Origin of the sequence: Caenibius tardaugens NBRC 16725 (genome assembly GCF_003860345.1) — a bacterium.
In the GTDB taxonomy this organism is placed as follows: Bacteria; Pseudomonadota; Alphaproteobacteria; order Sphingomonadales; family Sphingomonadaceae; genus Caenibius; species Caenibius tardaugens.
Genome location: NZ_CP034179.1, coordinates 2,075,956 through 2,094,032 on the forward strand (window position 1 = coordinate 2,075,956; position 18,077 = coordinate 2,094,032).

The 18,077-nt window shown below is 62.1% G+C and carries 17 protein-coding genes; 13 read left to right on the top strand and 4 right to left on the bottom strand.

All coding sequences use genetic code 11. From position 1 onward, the window contains the following. Positions 1-57 precede the first annotated feature (57 nt). From EGO55_RS09575 to EGO55_RS09585, 3 genes are read left to right on the top strand one after another with little or no spacing between them, the layout of a single operon-like run. The gene (locus EGO55_RS09575) at positions 58-264 is read left to right on the top strand and encodes a hypothetical protein (RefSeq protein ID WP_021689638.1); all 207 of its coding nucleotides are present in this window, start codon (positions 58-60) and stop codon (positions 262-264) included. Next, a complete protein-coding gene (locus EGO55_RS09580; protein ID WP_021689637.1) occupies positions 257-1,636 on the top strand; it encodes a putative O-glycosylation ligase, exosortase A system-associated in 1,380 nt (459 codons plus the stop codon). Before EGO55_RS09575 ends, EGO55_RS09580 begins: the two co-directional genes overlap by 8 nt. Further along, positions 1,633-2,766: an acyltransferase family protein gene (locus tag EGO55_RS09585; RefSeq protein ID WP_021689636.1), complete on the top strand. Its 1,134-nt coding sequence runs from the start codon at positions 1,633-1,635 to the stop codon at positions 2,764-2,766. The genes EGO55_RS09580 and EGO55_RS09585 overlap by 4 nt, the downstream gene beginning before the upstream one ends. A 26-nt stretch (positions 2,767-2,792) precedes the next feature. On the opposite strand, the gene EGO55_RS09590 is transcribed toward EGO55_RS09585, so the two are convergent. Then, a complete protein-coding gene (locus tag EGO55_RS09590; RefSeq protein ID WP_021689635.1) occupies positions 2,793-4,037 on the bottom strand; it encodes a polyhydroxyalkanoate depolymerase in 1,245 nt (414 codons plus the stop codon). A gap of 180 nt (positions 4,038-4,217) precedes the next feature. On the opposite strand from EGO55_RS09590, the gene EGO55_RS09595 reads away from it, so the two are divergent. The 4 genes from EGO55_RS09595 (at position 4,218) to EGO55_RS09610 (ending at position 9,520) form a co-directional block, all read left to right on the top strand. Further along, on the top strand, positions 4,218-6,089 hold the full coding sequence (locus EGO55_RS09595; protein ID WP_021689634.1) for an ABC transporter transmembrane domain-containing protein: 1,872 nt from the start codon (positions 4,218-4,220) through the stop codon (positions 6,087-6,089). 64 nt (positions 6,090-6,153) lie between these two features. After that, positions 6,154-8,304 (top strand): M13 family metallopeptidase, encoded by a 2,151-nt coding sequence (locus EGO55_RS09600; protein WP_021689633.1) that lies wholly within the window; start codon positions 6,154-6,156, stop codon positions 8,302-8,304. A 53-nt stretch (positions 8,305-8,357) separates the two neighbouring features. Continuing rightward, the gene (locus EGO55_RS09605) at positions 8,358-9,167 is read left to right on the top strand and encodes an undecaprenyl-diphosphate phosphatase (protein WP_021689632.1); all 810 of its coding nucleotides are present in this window, start codon (positions 8,358-8,360) and stop codon (positions 9,165-9,167) included. A gap of 77 nt (positions 9,168-9,244) precedes the next feature. Then, the gene (locus tag EGO55_RS09610; protein ID WP_021689631.1) at positions 9,245-9,520 is read left to right on the top strand and encodes a hypothetical protein; all 276 of its coding nucleotides are present in this window, start codon (positions 9,245-9,247) and stop codon (positions 9,518-9,520) included. A gap of 32 nt (positions 9,521-9,552) precedes the next feature. Here EGO55_RS09610 and EGO55_RS09615 read toward each other — a convergent pair whose 3' ends face one another. Both EGO55_RS09615 and EGO55_RS09620 read right to left on the bottom strand, forming a co-directional pair. Next, positions 9,553-9,777 (bottom strand): hypothetical protein, encoded by a 225-nt coding sequence (locus tag EGO55_RS09615; protein WP_021689630.1) that lies wholly within the window; start codon positions 9,775-9,777, stop codon positions 9,553-9,555. A gap of 126 nt (positions 9,778-9,903) precedes the next feature. Then, complete coding sequence (locus EGO55_RS09620; RefSeq protein ID WP_021689629.1) at positions 9,904-10,215, bottom strand: hypothetical protein; 312 nt, start codon at positions 10,213-10,215, stop codon at positions 9,904-9,906. A 169-nt stretch (positions 10,216-10,384) separates the two neighbouring features. Between EGO55_RS09620 and EGO55_RS09625 the strand changes: the two genes are divergently transcribed. Genes EGO55_RS09625 through metH form a run of 5 tightly spaced genes read left to right on the top strand, consistent with a single transcriptional unit; the run spans position 10,385 to position 16,608 of the window. Next, positions 10,385-11,392, top strand: a complete 1,008-nt coding sequence (locus EGO55_RS09625; protein WP_040715379.1) for an ArsR/SmtB family transcription factor — start codon at positions 10,385-10,387, stop codon at positions 11,390-11,392. 29 nt (positions 11,393-11,421) lie between these two features. After that, positions 11,422-12,366 (top strand): methylenetetrahydrofolate reductase [NAD(P)H], encoded by a 945-nt coding sequence (gene metF, locus EGO55_RS09630; RefSeq protein ID WP_021689627.1) that lies wholly within the window; start codon positions 11,422-11,424, stop codon positions 12,364-12,366. Further along, entirely contained in the window at positions 12,363-13,412 is a 1,050-nt protein-coding gene (locus tag EGO55_RS09635) for a homocysteine S-methyltransferase family protein (RefSeq protein ID WP_021689626.1), read from the top strand. Before metF ends, EGO55_RS09635 begins: the two co-directional genes overlap by 4 nt. Further along, a complete protein-coding gene (locus tag EGO55_RS09640) occupies positions 13,413-13,964 on the top strand; it encodes a GNAT family N-acetyltransferase (protein WP_021689625.1) in 552 nt (183 codons plus the stop codon). Positions 13,965-13,980: 16 nt separating this feature from the next. After that, entirely contained in the window at positions 13,981-16,608 is a 2,628-nt protein-coding gene (gene metH, locus EGO55_RS09645; protein ID WP_021689624.1) for a methionine synthase, read from the top strand. Positions 16,609-16,619: 11 nt separating this feature from the next. On the opposite strand, the gene EGO55_RS20555 is transcribed toward metH, so the two are convergent. Further along, positions 16,620-16,790 carry a hypothetical protein gene (locus tag EGO55_RS20555; protein ID WP_021689623.1) on the bottom strand — a complete coding sequence of 57 codons (171 nt, stop codon included), beginning with the start codon at positions 16,788-16,790 and terminating at the stop codon, positions 16,620-16,622. Between the two features lie 142 nt (positions 16,791-16,932). Between EGO55_RS20555 and EGO55_RS09650 the strand changes: the two genes are divergently transcribed. Next, complete coding sequence (locus EGO55_RS09650; RefSeq protein ID WP_210766688.1) at positions 16,933-17,922, top strand: hypothetical protein; 990 nt, start codon at positions 16,933-16,935, stop codon at positions 17,920-17,922. Positions 17,923-18,077 lie beyond the last annotated feature (155 nt).

Below are 18,077 nucleotides of genomic sequence, written 5' to 3' on the forward strand. Positions count from 1 at the left end.
CCGTCAACCCAAGAATGATACGGCATATTTTCCTTTAGCGTACCGGGCACCTACCCTGTGATCGATTATTTCTCCATCGGCCTGACACATGCCCTGCTGGCGCTGGTCGCCTGGCGGTTGCTGATGCGCAGCGATCTCGATCACGATGGGGACGTGCCGGATCGCCGGATCGGCGCGCGCCGTCAGACCAGGCGGGACAATGCGGAAACGCACCTGCCTGAAACTGGGGGGCGTGAAAGCCCCGGGGGCGAACGGGATGCTTGAGCTGGTCCTGCTCTCGTTTGTGGCGGGCCTGCTGTTGCTGGGGCTCCGCAATCCGTTCATCTGGGTGCTGACGTACATCTATGTCGATCTTATCGGGCCGCAGAAAATCGGCTGGGCCATCCTGCCCAAAATACCATTTTCCCTGATCGCGTTCGGCGCGGCCTTTGCGGGCTGGCTGGTGTTTGACCGCAAGGCGGACGTGCGCTTTTCGTTTCGGCAGTTTCTGCTGCTGCTGCTGCTCGCCTACTGCGGGCTGACGACGGTTATGGCTGAATTCCCGGTCGATGCGGCGGAAAAGTGGGCGTGGGTCTGGAAAGTGCTCGTTTTCGCGATATTCCTGCCCTTGACCCTGACCAGTCGCTTGCGGATCGAAGCAGTGGCGCTGTTCCTCGTTCTGGCGATCGGGACCGTGGTGATCGACGGCGGGATAAAGACTGCGCTGGGCGGCGGCGGTTATGGCCATCTCCGGTTTTTCGTGAACGAAGACAGCGGGATTTACGAAAGCAGCACGCTGGCCACTGCGGCCATCGCCATCATACCGCTGGTTTTGTGGCTTGCCCGGTTTGGGACGGTTTTTCCTCCGGACTGGCGGGTGCGGCTGTTTGCCGGGGCGCTGGTTTTCGCCTGTCTGCTGATCCCGGTGGGAACCGAGGCGCGGACCGGCCTGCTGTGCATCGGGGTGCTGGCGGTGCTGCTCTTGCGCAGTACGCGCCGCAGATTCCTGTACATGGGGCTGGCAGGGGCCGTGGCGATGATGGCGGTGCCTTTCCTGCCACAAAGTTTCACCGAGCGGATGGATACGATCAAGGATCACAAGGGCGACCAATCCGCGTCCACCCGCATTGCCGTGTGGCAGTGGACGCTGGAATACGTGAAGGATCGTCCGACCGGTGGCGGGTTCAACGCCTATCTCGGCAACAGTCTCGATTTCCAGACGACCTCGACCGTTTCCGACGGCAGTACGACAGTGGTCGAAACCCAGACTGTGACCGATCAAGGGCGGGCCTATCATTCCGGTTACTTCGAAATGCTGGGAGAGCAGGGATGGCCAGGGCTGGGCCTGTGGCTGCTGTTCCACCTGATCGGCATCGTTCAGATGGAGCGTATCCGGCGCCGTTTTGCCAAGGGCACGACAGCGGATGAACGATGGTTCGGTCAGCTTGCCAATGCCTTGCAGCAAAGCCACCTGATCTACATGGTCGGGGCGCTGTTTGCCGGGATTGCCTATCAGTCGTTCATCTACATGATCGCCGCGCTGGAAATCGCTCTGGTCTTCGCTGTCCGGCGTTGGGGCGCGGCCCGGATCGCGCGGCCGGGCCAGTCGGTTCGTCCTGCGGACTTGCCTCTCCCGGCAGAGGGTGAACGGGCGTGAGCGGTGCGGCAGCGCGCCAGAGCGCATCGGAGATTGTCGCAGCGCCGCACAAGGCCGAACTGCGTGCCCTGACGGGTATTCGCGGTCTGGCGGCATGGTTTGTCGTGCTTTACCACGCGCGGCTGCTGCTGACGGATATGATGCCGGAATGGTGCATCGCCGTGTTCGCCAAGGGCTATCTGGCGGTCGACTTCTTCTTCATGCTGTCCGGCTTCGTGATTGCCTACAATTACAACGGCAAATTCCTGCGGCAGGGACCGGCGATTACAGGCGCGTTCCTGTGGCGGCGATTGGCGCGGATCTGGCCGCTGCATGCGGCGATCCTGGCGGCAATGGTGGTGTTTGTCGCGCTGTTGGCCGCTACGGGCCGCGATTATTCGGGCTATCCGCTGGCCGAACTGCCGCTGCATATCCTGCTGATGCAGAACTGGGGTTTCACCCATGATCTGACATGGAATCACCCGGCATGGTCGATCAGTACGGAACTGGGGGCCTACCTGATGTTCCCGTTGCTGGCGCTGGTGGTGCGGTGGGAACGGTTTGGCAATCCCGCGCTGTTTCTGGCGATGACAGCCCTGTTGGCGACTTTGTATCTGTGTTTCCGGTTCACCGGAGGGGATGTTCTGGGCGCCGATATCGCCCGGCTGGGGCTGGTGCGATGCCTGATTGAATTTGCTGTCGGCACTGTGCTGTGTGTCCTGTGGCAGCGCTGGCGGGGCAGGCCCGGCGCTGCGCTGGCGGCAGGGGTGCTGGCCCTGGCGATCCTGGTGGGCGGGTTCCTGACCGGGCTGCCGGAAACGGGTTTTGTTCCTGCCGGGATGGCGGTTGCCCTACTGGCCCTTGCGCTGGATCGGGGCGGCATCAGCCGGTTCTTGGCAAGCCGGGTGCCGCATTGGCTGGGCGAGATAAGCTATTCGACCTATCTGGCTCATTTCTTCCTGTTGATCCTGTTCAAGATCGCGTTCGTGGATGCCTCGTTACAAATGGGCGCGGCGCAACTGGCAGCCTATCTGCTGCTGGTGCTGATCGCGTCGGCAGTGCTGTACCATGGCGTTGAACTGCCAGCGCAGCGATGGCTGAACGACCGCATGCCCGCGCGCTTGCGCGCACGGGTTGCGGTTACCGAATAGCGATTGCTGGCCCGGTTTGCGGCCCGTCAGGCGACGGCTTTTAACGTCCGCTGCGCGTTGGCGTGCATCCAGTCTTCCACGATCGGCGCGATCTGGTTGCGCCAGCGGCTGCCATTGAAGATACCGTAATGGCCGACTTTCGGGGCCATGTGATATTTCTTCTTCGCCTCGGGCAGATTGACCGAAAGATCGATTGCCGCCTTGGTCTGGCCAAGGCCAGAGATATCGTCCCGTTCCCCTTCGACGGCGAGGATCGCGGTATCGGTGATCTTGCCCAGATCGACCTTGCGCCCGCGATGCAGCAGTTCGCCCTTGGGCAAGGAATGCTTCTGGAAAACGTGCTCGACCGTCTGCAGATAGAATTCGGCGGTCATGTCGCAAACCGAACGGTATTCGTCGTAGAAATTCTTGGTGGCGTTCGCGCTTTCCCCATCGCCGATGACGAGGTGTTTGAACATCTCGTAATGGCTCATCAGGTGATTGCCGAGATTCATCGACATGAAGCTCGCCAGCTGCATGAACCCGGGATAGACTTTGCGTCCGGCCCCGGCGTACTGCATCGGCACCGTGGCGATCACATTGTTGCGGAACCAGGCAAGCGGCCGTTCCGTGGCCAGCGTGTTCACTGTGGTCGGCGAAGCGCGTGTGTCGATCGGGCCGCCCATCATGGTCAGGCTGGCCGGGCGGCAGGGGTTCTTGTCTTCACCCATGATCGCGGTCGCAGCCAGTGCCGGGACCGACGGCTGGCAAACGGCCATCATATGTGTGCCCGGGCCAATGAATTCGAGGAAATCGACGACGTAATCGATATAATCGTCGAGATCGAAGCGCCCTTCGGACAGCGGAACGATCCGCGCATCCGCCCAGTCGGTAATATAGACTTCAGCCCGTTCGAGCATGCGTTCGACCGTGCCGCGCAGCAGCGTGGCGTAATGGCCGCTCATTGGCGCGACAATCAGGAGTTTCGGCGCCCTGTCCGGCAGCCCGCTATGGCGGAAGCGGATCAGAGATCCGAACGGACGGGTGTAAACGATCGATTCCGTAACCGGATGCGCAACACCATCGACGCTGACCTGTTCAATCCCGAAGCTCGGTTTGCCGCGCGGTGCGGTCGCATGGGCGAAAACCTCTAGCGCCGAAGCGGCGACTGGACCTAGCCCTATGTAACCGAAGGGATTTCTTGGGTTGGACAGCGCTTCGGCCCAAATGGATGCCACGGCGCTGGCGCCATTGAGATATGCGGTTTGCAATTCGTGGATGTTGTAGAGCAATGGCGCTCTCCTGCATGTCGTGATCGACCTCGTTGGCTGCATCCTGCATCCATTTTTGCAGTGTTGCAATGCAGCAAAATGCAATTTTCCCACCGCTGTTACATTTTTCGGACAATGCGGCCGGTGATCCCCGCGCTTAGGGCGTTGCGTAACGCGCGCGGTGGGCCTACGGCGCAATCGATGGTTTCCGCGCAAAACCCGCCCAGTTCTTCTCGCCGTGGGCTGTTTGCCCGCAACCGGCGCCATTCCGACGTAGCCGTTCCCGAAACGGATGAATCCGGCGCGGTAGAGCCTGCGGCTGCAAACAATCTCGGCCCTCTCAAAATGGTGTGGCAGGCGGCGCTGGGCTATCCGGGCAAGCTCGCACTGGCGGCGTTGGCCCTGTGTATCACGGCGGCGGCGACACTGGCGATCCCGTCCGGTTTTCGGCTGATTATCGATCGCGGCTTCGGCAGTGGCGGCGATGCACAGGATGTCGGACGCTGGTTTCAGTATTTGCTGGTGATTGTGGTCGTGCTGGCGATCGGCACGGCCTTGCGGTTCTATTTCGTGTCGTGGCTGGGCGAACGGGTGGTTGCTGATATCCGGTTGAAGGTGCAGGCCAACCTCCTGCGTCAGGCGCCGGGTTTCTTCGAGGAAAACAGCCCGAGCGAGATCGCCTCGCGCATGACGGCGGACACCACGCTGATCGAACAGGTGGTGGGAACCACAGTTTCGGTCGCCCTGCGCAATCTGATTATAGCGATCGGCGGCACAGCCTATCTGTTCGTGCTCTTGCCCAGACTGGCGGCGGGGCTGTTGATCCTGATTCCGCTGGTGGTTGTGCCCTTGCGCCTGTTCGGCCGACGCCTGCGATCGGTGTCGCGGACCAGTCAGGATCGGGTTGCCGATATCGGCGCCACCATATCGGAAACGCTGGGGGCGATGAAGATCGTCCAGGCCTTCAATCAGGAAGCGCGGGAAAGCGCGCGCTTTGCAGGCGCGGTGGAACAGACTTTCGCGACGGCCCGGCGGCGCATCCTGATCCGCGCAATCATGACCGCGATCATCATCGTTATGGTGTTTGGCGCGATCACGCTGCTGATGTGGCGCGGCGCGATCGGGGTTGCCGAAGGGACGATCACCGGCGGGACAATCGCGGCGTTCGTGATTACCGGCGGGCTGGTGGCCGGGGCGTTTGGCGCCCTGACGGAAGTGTATGGCGATTTGTTGCGCGGCGCGGGGGCGGCCAGCCGGTTGAGCGAACTGTTGCACACCAAACCGGAAATCACCGCGCCTGCACGTCCGCAGGAACTGCCCGAGCCGCCGCGCGGCGGACTGGCGTTCCAGAATGTCTCGTTCCGTTATCCCACCCGGCTGGAAACTGCCGCATTGCGCGATTTCTCGCTGGTGGTGGAGCCGGGGGAAACCGTTGCTATCGTGGGGCCGTCAGGGGCAGGGAAATCCACGATCTTCCAACTGGCGGAGCGTTTCTACGATCCCCAATCGGGTACGGTGCGGCTGGACGGTGTGCCATTGGTCAGCGCCGATCCCGCCGAAATCCGTCGTCGGATCGCCTATGTTCCGCAGGAAGGTGTGTTGTTTGCCGCCAATGCGCGCGACAATCTGCGTTATGGCAACTGGGCGGCGAGCGACGAGGATATCTGGGAAGCGGCGCATGCCGCCAATGCGGAAGCCTTCCTCAAGGCTCTGCCGCAGGGGCTCGATACTTTCCTTGGGGAAGGGGGCGCACGGCTCTCCGGTGGCCAGCGCCAGCGTATCGCCATTGCCCGCGCCCTGCTGCGCGATGCGCCGATCCTGTTGCTGGACGAAGCGACAAGCGCGCTGGACGCGGAAAGCGAACGGTTGGTGCAGCAGGCGCTCGAACGGCTCATGCGTGATCGTACCACGCTGGTCATCGCCCATCGCCTGGCCACAGTGCGCGCGGCGGACCGGATCGTGGTGATGGATGGCGGGCAGATTGTCGAACAGGGCCGCCATGGCGAACTGATCGCGGCGGGCGGGCTTTACGCGCGTCTGGCCAGCCTGCAGTTTCAGGATAATGCCGCGTGATGCGCGTGCATTGTGCGGAACTTCATTTATCGTTCAGTATTGTATCTCGATGAAAGCCGTCATCATGACCCAGAAATCGCTCCTCGGGGCCTGCTGTGCCGCCGTCGCCCTTTCGCTTGTACCCGCTGTCGCCATGGCGCAGGATCAGTCTGCGCCCGCCAAAGTTGCGGCCAGCAAGCCGGACGAAGCGCCAAAGATGACTTTCGGGACCTGGGGCGTCGATCTGACGCAACTCGATCCCGCGATCCGGCCGGGCAATGATTTCTTCGGCTATGTGAATGCGAAATGGATCGCCAACAACCCGATCCCCGCGGAATTCAGCCGCTATGGCGCCTTCACCATGCTGGGCGAGAAATCCCAGCACGATGTTCGTGCGCTGGTCGATGCGCTGGTGGCGAAGAAGCACAAGCCCGGATCGCTGGAGCAGCGGATCGTCGATTCCTATCGTTCCTATCTCGATCAGGATGCGATCGATGCGGCGGGGCTTGCACCGGCACAACCCTATCTGACGCGGATCTATGGGGCGGACAGCCTGGCAAAACTCGCCGATCTGTTCGGCCGGCCCGGCTTCCCGTCGCCGATCGGCGCCTGGCTCGAAGTCGATGACAAGAAGCCCGACAGCTACATTATTGGAATCGGTGCGGGCGGCATGGGCCTGCCCGATCGCGATTATTACCTGAAAACAGATGCCAAATCGCGCGAGATTCAGGAAAAATACCGGGCCTTTCTGTCGTTCCTGCTGGGCAAGGCAGGTTATCCTGATCCCGATGCGGCGGCTGCGTCCGTTTATGCGCTGGAATACAAATTTGCCGAATTGAGCTGGGATCGCGCCGTTTCGCGCAATCGCGATCTGACCTATCACAAGATCAGCCGCGCCGAACTGGATGGCTATGCCGCCGGTTTCCCGCTGCAGGCGATGTTGGATGCGGCCGGGATCGGGGCAGTGCAGCAGTTCGACGTGCCGCAACTTCCCCCGACGAAGGAGGAACAGGCGCGGCTGGGGCTGGATGCCGAAACCATGGCCAAGATTGGCGGCGGATTTCCGGCGATGCTCAAGCTGTTGCCCGAAACGCCGCTGGCGACCTTGAAGGCGTGGATGGCGGCCCGTTTCCTTGCGGGTAACGCCGACGTTCTGCCGCGCGATATCGACAAGGCCTCGTTCGAATTTTACGGCAAGACCCTGCGCGGTCAGGAAGAACAGCGCCCGCGCTGGAAACGCGCGATCGATACAGTCGAAGGGCAACTGGGCGAAGCTCTGGGGCAGGAATATGTTGCCCGCTATTTCCCGCCTGAAAACAAGACCGCGATGAACGATCTGGTCGGTAATCTGCGCAAGGCGCTGGCGCAAAGCCTTGCCGATAACGACTGGATGAGCGCGGCGACCAAGAAGGAAGCCGGGACAAAGCTGGATCAGTTCACAACCAAAATCGGCTATCCCGACAAGTTCAAGACTTATGAAGGTCTGGCGATCGTACCGGGTAAACCGCTGGAGAACGGTGTGGCCGCCGGGGCGTGGAGCTGGAAGGAAGACCTGGCCAAGCTGGGCGGCCCGGTCGATCGCAGCGAATGGTTCATGCTGCCGCAGACGGTCAACGCCTATTACAATCCCTCGGTCAACGAAATCGTCTTCCCGGCCGCGATCCTGCAACCGCCGTTTTTCAATATCTCGGCTGACCCGGCGGTGAACTATGGTGCGATTGGCGCGGTGATCGGCCACGAAATCGGGCATGGTTTTGACGATCAGGGGGCCAAGTCGGATGGCACCGGCATGTTGCGCGACTGGTGGACCGAGAAAGATCTCGCGGCATTCAAGACGCTGGGGGACAAGCTGGACAAGCAGTATTCGGCTTATTGCCCGCTGGATGACGGCAAGACCTGCGTGAACGGCCGGCTCACGCTGGGCGAGAACATCGGCGATCTTGGCGGGCTCAGCCTGGCGTATCGCGCCTATCGCATGTCGCTGGGCGGCAAGGATGCGCCGGTGATCGATGGCCTGACCGGCGATCAGCGTTTCTTCCTCGCCTGGGCGCAGGTGTGGCGTTCGACCAGCCGCCCCGATGCCTTGCGCCAGCAGCTGGTCACCGATCCGCATTCGCCCGAACAGTTCCGGGTTAACGGGATCGTCCGGAATATGGATGCGTGGTACAAGGCGTTCAACATTCAGCCGACGGACAAGCTCTATCTCCCGCCTGAACAGCGCGTCCACATTTGGTGATTTGCCGCCGATCCGGCATCATCGTTCTTTCCCCTTTTATTTGCGGCTGATCCATGGACCCGACGCTTACCGCTATCCTGCTTGGCATCGTTGAAGGGCTGACCGAATTCATTCCGGTCTCCTCCACCGGGCACCTTATCCTTGCCACCGAACTGTTCGGCTATGACGCGAACCAGTGGGCGATGTTCAACGTAGTGATCCAGCTGGGCGCGATTCTGGCGGTGGTCGTGCAATACTGGGGCACATTCTGGCGGGCCGGTATCGGGGTTCTGCGGCTCGAAGCACGCGGGCTGGCGTTTCTTCGCAATATCCTTCTGGCGTTCCTGCCCTCTGCCGTGCTCGGCCTCGCACTGAAGGACTATATCGATATCATGCTGGGCAGCCCGTCTGTCGTGGCGTGGGCGCTGATCGTGGGCGGTATTGCGATCCTCGGCATCGAAAAGGTGGCGAAAAGCGGCCCCTATCAGGAAGTGGCCGATCTGCCCGCACGGCAGGCGCTGGGTGTGGGCTTTGCGCAATGCTGCGCGATGATCCCCGGGGTCAGCCGTTCAGGCGCGACGATCATGGGCGCGCTGGCTATGGGCATCAATCGCAAGACCGCTGCGGAATTTTCGTTCTTCCTTGCCGTTCCGACCATGATCGGGGCGTCGACGCTGGAATTTATCGACAAGGGCGATCAGCTGACAGGCGGCGGGCATGTAGGCTGGAGCGAACTGGGCATCGGCTTCGTGGTGTCGTTCTTCGTCGCTCTGGCCGTAATCCGGATGTTTGTCGCTTATGTCAGTCGTTCGGGCTTTGCTCCCTTCGCCTGGTATCGCATTGTGATCGGCATTTTCGCAGTGGCGTGGCTGGCGTTGCGCTAAACCGATGGACAGCGGCGGTGTAGGGTTGGAACCATTGTATTCGTGAAGCTTTTCCTTTTCTGGAAGGAACGAATGCAATGTTTGTGGCGGTGCTGCTCTTGATTGTCTCTGGCGTTGCGCTCGGTTGGCTGGCGTCGCTCGTTTTGCAGATTGAGGATACCTACGGGATCACATCCAATCTGGCCGTTGGCGCAATCGGCGCTGTGGTCGGCGGTATGGTGATTTTCCCGCTATTGGGCGGGAATAGCCCCCTCGCGGGAATCTACGGTCTGGGGACGCTGCTGGTGTCGTTTGTGACGGCAACAGGTGCCCTGACGGTGTTTCACGTCGCCAACCGTACTGCTATTCATTAAGGCAAGCGCCGGACTGCAACGCCGGATCGCGCCTAACCTGCCGGTTTGCTGGCTTCAGGCAAGGTGGGCGCGCTGGTCGCGCCGGGTGTCGGTGCCGCGTCTGGACGGCGCTGTTCGATCATTTCCGCGGCTTCATCCAGCGCGCGGGCTTCACCCACTGTGACACCGCCCGGACCGGGATCGTTATCGGCTTCGCCGCAGCTGGCGAGCAGCCCGGCGGCCAGGGCAACGATGGCGAGGTGATAGGGGCGCAACATGTGTTTCCTGCCGATCACAAAAGCCCGCGCCGGAAATTCCGGGCACGGGTAAAAAAGGCCGTCGCGTGAGCTGGCCCCTTGTTGGGTGCCGGCATCAGGCCTCACGGCCTGATGCCGGACAGTGCATCAGTTCGCAGCAGCGGCGGCGGCATCCGCAGCGGCGGCAGCAGCAGCGGCGCCAGCGGCGTCAGCGGCATCGCCTTCGGCCGTCTTGGCTGCATCGTCCGCTTTCTTTTCAGCGTCTGCGGCTGGGGTTGCTGCATCGGTTGCGGCATTCGCGTCGGCAGCCGGTTCGGCAACGTTTTCGGTGATGGCTTCGTCAGCCGGCATTTCCACCGTGTCGGCCTGCGCGTTTTCAGAAGCATTGTCCGAGCTGCCGCATGCCGTCAGCGCGAGCGCAGAAGCGGAAGCGAGAGCGGCAAAGACGATCTTTTTCATGAGTATCCCTCTATATTGACAGTCAAGGGCCGCATCCCGGCGGCACGGCGCGCGATTCTAGAGCAGCGATGCCAGTCACGCAAACCCAATCGCGCAAACCCGTCGCCATGATCAGTTCCAGGCCAAAACGCGCTTGAATATATAAAGATATGTTTATATGTATATGATCATGCAAATCGAAGCCCTCCTGCGTGCATTGGCTGATCCCAGCCGGTTGCGAATAATGCGCTTGCTTGCGCGGATGGAGCTGGCGGTGGGGGAGATCGTGCAGATTCTGGCGCAAAGCCAGCCGCGCGTGTCCCGCCATGTCAAAATACTCTGCGATGCGGGCCTCGCCGAACGCCACCGCGAAGGTGCATGGGTCTTTGTCCGCAGCCGCCTTTCCCCCGGCCATGGGGCAGGGGCGCTGACTGCTGTCGAAGCCTTGCTGGATGTTGCCGAGAACGAGGATGGCACGTTCGCTGCCCAATGCGCGGCGGATCGTTCGCGGTTGGCTGCAATCCGCGATGCCCGATCCGCGCGGGCGGCGGATTATTTTGCCGTCCATGCCGCGCAGTGGGACCAGTTGCGCGAACTGCTGTGCGATCCAGCGGAAGTGGAACGCGAACTGCTGGCCGTGCTGGACGGCAATCTGGGGGCGGTGCTCGATATCGGCACAGGCACGGGGCGGATCGCGGAACTGCTGTTCGACCGCGCGGCGACCGTTACCGCGCTGGACCGCAGCCATGATATGTTGGCGCTGGCGCGGGCGCGGTTGCAGGATTGCCCCACCGGGCGGATCGAACTGGTGCAGGGCGATTTTACCGCGCTGCCTTTCGCTGACGACAGCTTCGATACGGTAACCCTGCATCAGGTGCTCCATTATGCGCAGTCTCCCGACCGGGTTCTGGACGAAGCCGCGCGTGTGACGCGGGCAGGCGGGCGGATCGCCATTGTCGATCTCGCCCCGCACGCGCGGGAGGAATTGCGCACGGCCCATGCCCATGCCCGGCTCGGGTTCGGGGATGAGGCCATGCAACACATGCTCACTGATGCGGGATTCCGCCCCGAGACGCCGCGCGCGCTCGATGGCGGCGATCTCACAATCAAGGTCTGGACTGGAACGCGCAGCAAGCTATCGGCAATGCCGGAACGCCCGCCGTCCATCCCGGCGCCGCTTCCATCCCTGTCCCTGTGACGGCGAATATTTTGAAAGATACCGCGTTCATGTCTCAAAGCTCCACGCCCTTCGATGGCGAACGGCCGCTCGATACGCCGCTTTTTGCGGGGTTGCCGGGTGATATTGCCGTTTCGTTCGAATTCTTCCCGCCCAAGAGCGAGAAGATGGAAGCACAGTTGTGGGAGGCGATTACCCAGCTGGCACCGCTGGAGCCGAGCTTCGTTTCGGTGACCTATGGCGCGGGCGGCTCCACGCGCGAACGAACCCATGCCACAGTCAGCCGGATCGTGAACGAAACCGCGCTGGTGCCGGCTGCACATCTGACATGTGTGGCGGCCAGCAAGGGCGAGATCGCCGAAATCGCGGACCAGTACTGGGAGGCGGGCGTGCGCCACATCGTGGCGTTGCGTGGCGATCCGCCGCCGTCCGACGGCGGGCGCTTCATCCCGCATCCGGATGGCTATGCCGGGGCTGCCGATCTGGTGGCGGGACTGCGCAAACACCATGATTTCGAGATTTCGGTTGCCGCCTATCCCGAAATGCACCCCGAGGCGTCCAGCCTCGAGGCCGATCTCGACAATCTCAAGCGCAAGCTGGACGCCGGGGCCAGCCGCGCGATTACGCAGTTCTTCTTCGCCAACGACGCCTATTTCCGCTTCCTCGACAAGGCGCTGGCAGCCGGGATCACCGCGCCGATCCTGCCCGGCATCATGCCGGTGACCAATTTCGACGCGATCCGCCGGATGTCGGCCAATACCGAAATCCCGGGCTGGCTCGAGGCGACGTTTGAAGGCATGGACGAACGTCCGGGGCCGCGCGCACTGGTTGCGGCGGTAGTTGCCGCCGAACAGTGCCGCAGGCTCTATGCTGGCGGTGTCCGCGATTTCCATTTCTATACGTTGAACCGGGCGGAACAGGCCTATGCCATTTGCCAGCTGCTGGGCCTGCGCCCGCGCGGCGCCCATGGCACACACAAGGAGACCGCAGCATGACCAGTGCAGAACAGGCTTTCCGCGCCGCTGCGGCAGAACGCATTCTGGTGTTCGACGGCGGTTATGGCACGGCGATCCAGAAATATGGGCTGACCGAAGCGGATTATCGCGGCGATCTCGATCTCGCGAAGGACCAGAAGGGCAACAACGATCTGCTGTGCCTGACCCGGCCCGATGTGATCAGTGCGATTCACACCGCCTATTGCGAGGCGGGGGCGGACATGATCGAAACGAACACCTTCAGTTCCACCCAGATCGCCATGGCCGATTACGGGTGTGAACATCTGGTGCGTGACATCAATCTGGCCGCTGCCAGGCTGGCGCGTGCGGCTTGCGATGCCGCCACGGCAAAGGATGGCAAGCGTCGTTTCGTCACCGGTTCGATCGGGCCGACCAACCGCACCCTGTCGCTATCGCCCGACGTGAACGATCCCGGCTATCGCGAAGTGACGTTTGACGAACTGAAAGCCACCTATCGCGAACAGTGCGATGCGCTGATCGAAGGCGGGGTGGATTTCCTGCTGGTCGAAACCTGTTTCGATACCTTGAATGCCAAGGTCGCCGGACTGGCCGCGCGCGAGGCGGCAGAGGCTGCCGGGCGCGATGTGCCCCTGATGATGAGCTTCACCATCACGGATATGAGCGGGCGCAACCTGTCGGGCCACACCGTCACCGCGTTCTGGTATGCGCTGCGCCATCTGAAACCGCTGACCATCGGCATCAACTGCGCCTTCGGGGCCGACAAGATGCGCCCTTACCTGACCGAACTGGCCAAGGATTGCGATGCGCTGATCCTCGCCTATCCCAACGCGGGCCTGCCCAACGAACTCGGGCAGTACGACGAACTGCCGGAACGCACGGCAGAACTGATCCGCGAATGGGTGGGCGAAGGGCTGGTCAATATGGTCGGCGGCTGCTGCGGCACAACGCCTGCGCATATCGCGGCCATTGCCCGGATGGTGGCGGGCGACTCCGGCCGTGCTGTGCCGGAAACGCCGGTGCAGACACGTCTGGCGGGGCTCGAACCGTTTATCATGGTTGCCTGAATGCGGCAGCCGATTGCCTCTCCTCCCCCATGGCGCATTCGCCCCGCTGGGCCCGACGACGTCGATGCGCTGGCCCTGATCGGGGCGGCGACCTTTCTCGAATCCTTCGCCGGGAATCTGGATGGGGCGGCGTTGCTGGTCCATTGCCGGAACCAGCATGCGGCTGCGGCCTATGCAGCCTATCTGGCCAAGGGGGCGCAGGCGTGGCTGGTCGAGGTGGAACCGGGCCATGCGCCGGTTGGCTATGCCTTGCTGACATCGCCCGAACTCGACGCGGCGCGGGATGGCGATATCGAACTGAAGCGGATCTATCTGCTGTCACGCTTCCATGGGATGGGTATGGCGCAGGCGCTGATGGACACGGTCCAGCAGGCTGCCGCGCACGATCATATCCGCCTCTTGCTCGGGGTGAAGGATGACAACCACCGCGCGCTTTCGTTTTACCGCAGGCAGGGCTTTGCCCGAATTGGCGACCGCCAGTTCAATGTCGGCGGATTGATATATCAGGATCTGGTGCTGGCATGTCCGTTGACCTTGCCGGCAGCTTCGTAATTTCACGAGAAAACCTATGGCTTCGACTCCTTCTTCCGCCCGTTTCGTCAATATCGGCGAACGCACCAATGTGACCGGTTCGGCCGCGTTCAAGAAACTGATCCTCGCCGGTGACTATGCCAAGGCGGTGGAAGTGGCGCGCCAGCAGGTCGAAAACGGCGCCCAGATCATCGACGTCAACATGGACGAAGGCCTGCTCGACGCGGTCGAGGCGATGACCACGTTCCTCAAACTGATCGCGGCGGAACCGGATATCGCCCGCGTGCCGGTGATGATCGACAGTTCCAAGTGGAACGTGATCGAGGAAGGCCTGAAATGCGTGTCGGGCAAGCCGATCGTCAATTCGATCAGCATGAAGGAAGGCGAGGCGCCGTTCCTTGAACAGGCCCGCAAATGCATGGCCTATGGCGCGGCCGTGGTGGTCATGGCGTTCGATGAAACCGGGCAGGCCGATACCAAGGCGCGCAAGGTGGAAATCTGCGAACGTGCCTACAAGCTGCTGACCGGGATTGGTTTCCCGCCTGAAGATATCATTTTCGATCCCAACGTGTTTGCGGTGGCCACCGGGATTGAGGAACACAACAATTACGGCGTCGATTTTATCGAGGCGGTACGGGAAATCCGTGTGCGCTGCCCGCATGTGCACTTCTCGGGCGGGCTGTCGAACCTCTCGTTCAGCTTCCGTGGCAACGAGACGGTGCGCCGGGCGATGCACTCGATCTTCCTCTACCACGCCATTCCGGCGGGGCTGGATATGGCCATTGTCAACGCCGGGCAGCTCGACATCTATGACCAGATCGATCCGGTGCTGCGCGAAGCATGCGAAGATGTCATTCTCAACCGCAATCAGGATGTCCCCGAAGGCCAGCAGACCGCGACCGAGCGGCTGATCGAACTGGCCGAAAGCTTCAAGGGGCAGGACAAGGCGGCCGAAAAGGCGGCGGAGGAATGGCGCGGCTGGGATGTCGTGCGCCGTCTCGAACATGCGCTGGTCAAGGGCATCGATCTCCATATCGTTGACGATACGGAAGAGGCGCGGCTGGAAATCGCCGCGCGCGGCGGCCGCCCGATCGAAGTGATCGAAGGCCCGCTGATGGGCGGGATGAACACCGTTGGCGACCTGTTCGGCAGCGGCAGAATGTTCCTGCCGCAAGTGGTCAAATCGGCCCGCGTGATGAAGAAGGCCGTGGCCCACCTGATCCCCTTTATCGAGGCGGAAAAGGAAGCAGGGGCCAAAGCCAAGGGCCGGATCATCATGGCGACCGTGAAGGGCGACGTGCACGATATCGGCAAGAATATCGTTGGCGTGGTGCTGCAGTGTAACGGCTATGAAGTGATCGATCTGGGCGTGATGGTGCCGTGGTCGACGATCATCGAAACGGCCCAGGCGGAAGACGCGGACATTATCGGCCTGTCGGGCCTGATCACCCCCTCGCTCGACGAAATGGTAACCGTGGCCGAGGAAATGCAGCGCGCGGGGCTGACCATTCCCCTGCTGATCGGTGGTGCGACCACCAGCAAGGTGCACACCGCCTTGCGCATCGATCCGGCCTATGAAGGGCCGGTGGTCCACGTGCTCGACGCGAGCCGCGCGGTGGGGGTCGCCTCGCAGCTCCTGTCGGATACCCAGCGCGATCGCTTTGTCGAGGAAACCGCTGAAGACTATGCGAAGATCCGCGCCGCGCGCGAAGGCAAGGGGCAGAGCGAACTGCTCTCGCTCGCGGATGCGCGGGCCAATGCCTATGCGCCGGACTTTGCGGACAAGCCCGCCGCGCCCGCGCAGCCGGGTCTGCACCGCTATGACGACTGGGATCTCACCGATCTGATCGCATGCTTCGACTGGACGCCGTTCTTCCGTTCATGGGAACTGGCCGGCACTTATCCCGCGATTCTGGACGATGACGTCGTGGGCGAAAGCGCGCGTGCGTTGTTCGCCGATGCGCAGGCGATGCTGGAACAGATCGTCGCGGAAAAGTGGCTGACCGCGCGCGGTGTCGCCGCGTTCTGGCCCTGCCGCCGCGACGGGGACGACGTGATCCTGACGGACAACAATGTGCGCCTGCCGTTCCTGCGGCAACAGTTCAAGAAGAGCCGGGGCCGCGCCAGCTTCTGTCTGGCCGACTTTGTCGATCCGGCGGGTGACTGGATGGGCGGGTTCGCCGTGGGCATCCACGGGATCGAGCCGCATCTGGCACGCTTCAAGGCGGCGCACGACGACTATTCCGACATCCTGCTCAAGGCGCTGGCCGACCGCTTCGCCGAAGCTTTCGCCGAACGCCTGCACCAGCATGTGCGCATGGCGCTGTGGGGCTATGCGCCCGATGAACAGTTTACCAACGAAGCACTGATCCGCGAGGAATATCGCGGCATCCGCCCGGCGCCCGGCTATCCGGCATGCCCCGATCACAGCCTGAAACCGATCCTGTTCGACCTGCTCGACGCCGGGAGCAATGCGGGTATCACCCTGACCGAAAGTCAGGCCATGCTGCCGACGTCGGCGGTATCGGGCTTCTATTTCGGCCACCCGGAAAGCCAGTACTTTGGCGTGGCGCGGATCGGCCGCGATCAGTTGGAAGACTACGCCGCCCGGCGCGGTATGGATGTGGCGGTGGCGGAACGCTGGCTCAGGCCGAATCTGGACTGAACCGGCCGCGGTCAGACCTTGATTGTCAGTTTCGGGCGCGCCCGGTAGCGGTGCGCCAGTTCCTGATACGCGCCGACCAGGCGTTCATGCATCGTGCGTTGTTCGGCATCCGCCGCGTGGTCCGCCAGTGTCTGGTGTTCGCGTGCACGGCGGTTGTAGTATTCGAAATGCGTCGGAATCATGCGATTCTCCTCCCACTTGGGCGGCTTAAGGCGAATCGTCGCGCCAAAAATTGACCGTGGTCAATTTTGCCTTCCGTGCAGCCTTGGCACAGCTATTCTGCGGCCGGTTGCCCGTTGCGGGCAGCGGGCTACGATGGGCGCGATGATGAACCGACCCCCTGTTCGCCCGTCGCGTCGCGTATCGATGCTGGCTTCTCTGGCTGTGACCGCCGCCGCGCTTGCGCTGCCCGGTGGGGCTTTGCTGGCGCAGGGCCATGGCGCGGGGCCTTATACCGTCAAGGAAACGGGCAAGCGTTATGAGCGGCTGCAGGATGCGGTGAACGCAATTGGCGGCGGCACCGGTACGATCACGATTGCCCCCGGGCGCTACGCCGATTGCGCGGTGCAGGAAGCGGGCGATGTGTCCTATGTCGCGAACGCGCCGGGATCGGTCATTTTCGACGGCACGATCTGTGAAGACAAGGCGGCGCTGGTGTTTCGCGGTTTCAATGCCAGCGTTTCGGGCATCACCTTCCAGAACATGAATTCGATCTACTCGGGCAATGCCGCCGGTATCCGGCAGGAAAAGGGTAACCTGACCGTGGTGCAGAGCTGGTTCAGGGACAGCCAGCAGGGCATCCTCGGCAATGCCGATCCATCGGGCCGGGTGGTGGTGGACAAATCGACGTTCACCAATCTCGGCACTTGCGCCTATTCGGGCGGGTGCGCGCATTCGATCTATATCGGCGAATACGGACTGGTGCGTGTCACCCGGTCGCGGTTCGAACGCGGGGCGGGCGGGCACTATCTCAAAAGCCGTTCGGCACAAGTGCAGATCGCGGGCAACAGTTTCGATGATTCCAACGGGCGCTGGAGCAATTACATGATCGATCTGCCGTTGGGGGCCACCGGGCAGATCACCAACAACTGGTTCGTGCAGGGCCCCGACCATGAAAACCACGCGGCGCTGATCGCCATTGCCGCCGAAGGGAAGAAGAACAGTTCGGACGGGCTGGTCATTTCGGGCAACGATGCCCGGCTTTCGCCCAAAGTCACCTGGACCACGCTTTTTGTTGCCGACTGGTCGGGTGACCGGTTGCAGATCGGCGAAAACAAGCTTGGCCCCGGGATCAAGCGGTTTGAGAAGATCTAGCCCGGCACGCCCCGCAGGTTGACACGGAATGCGGTAGGAAACATCAGAATATATGTTTCTTATCAATGTATTGATGTGTTCTTGTGTGACTTTCCACCGCCACTTGTGTTGCGGGCAGGCTATCGGGGTGCGCAGTCGTGAAATGCGTTCCGCCA